Raw genomic sequence first — 886 nt, 5'->3', positions numbered from 1 at the left:
GGCCTGCATCCATCGGTACGCTTGGTGGCGCTGGCGGGTCAAACGGTCGTTGCCTCGGACGTCGAGCAATGGCGCCATCACTTCGCGACGTCCTGTGCCTTGCGCCATCGCTTCTCTTCCACCGAAGCCGGTCACATCGCGGTGGCTTCGGTAGCTCCGGGCGAGTTGCTCGCGCCAGGCACGGTACCGGCGCCGCGACCAGTCGCGGACAAGTCTCTCCTGGTCGTCGATGAAGATGGCCAGCCGGTCGAACAGGGAGGCGTCGGCGAACTCGTCGTCCGCAGCGCTTTCCTGGCAGACGGTTATTGGCGGCAGGCGTCCGAAACGGCAAAGCATTTCGGCACCGACCTCAATTTTCCCGATCAGCGTGTGTTTCACACCGGCGATATCGGGCGTTTATCGAGCAACGGTCTTGAATTCCTCGGACGGCGCGACGACCAGGTCAAGATTCGCGGGTATCGCGTTGAAACGCGGGAAATCGAGCAGGCTTTCCTGCTGCTTCCAATGGTGAATGAAGTCGCGGTCATCACCGAACTTCGCCAGGATGCGCACTCCCTTGCCGCCTTCGTCGTGATAAAACAGGGAGCCTTGTTTCAGACTGACGCATTAAGGGCCAGCTTGAGGTCGATCCTCCCACAGTGGAAAATTCCGAGCCGAATCCACGCGATCGAGTCGTTGCCGCTGACGCCAACCGGCAAGATAGACAGGCTGCTTCTGCAGCAATATTTGCAGGCACCTAGTGGCCCCACCAACAACGGCCAGACCGCGCAATCGTCCGACAGGAAAGTGAACGGGCCAACTGCAAAACTGATCAAGAGATGGAAAGGGCTTTTTGCCTGGGCTGGTATTCGGTGAAAGGCGAGCGACCATTCAGGACCGGCATACC

The 886-nt window shown here is 59.7% G+C and carries 1 protein-coding gene; it reads left to right on the top strand.

Going from position 1 to position 886, the window contains the following annotated elements:
- Positions 1-855 (top strand): AMP-binding protein (locus EOA13_RS37240; RefSeq protein ID WP_164780647.1); only part of this gene is annotated, 855 nt, incomplete at its 5' end.
- Positions 856-886: the final 31 nt, after the last annotated feature.

The organism is Mesorhizobium sp. M7A.F.Ca.US.011.01.1.1 (assembly GCF_003998295.1).
Lineage (GTDB): Bacteria > Pseudomonadota > Alphaproteobacteria > Rhizobiales > Rhizobiaceae > Mesorhizobium.
The sequence above is the reverse complement of the archived record's forward strand: the minus strand, read 5'-3'. Positions and strand labels throughout refer to the sequence as shown.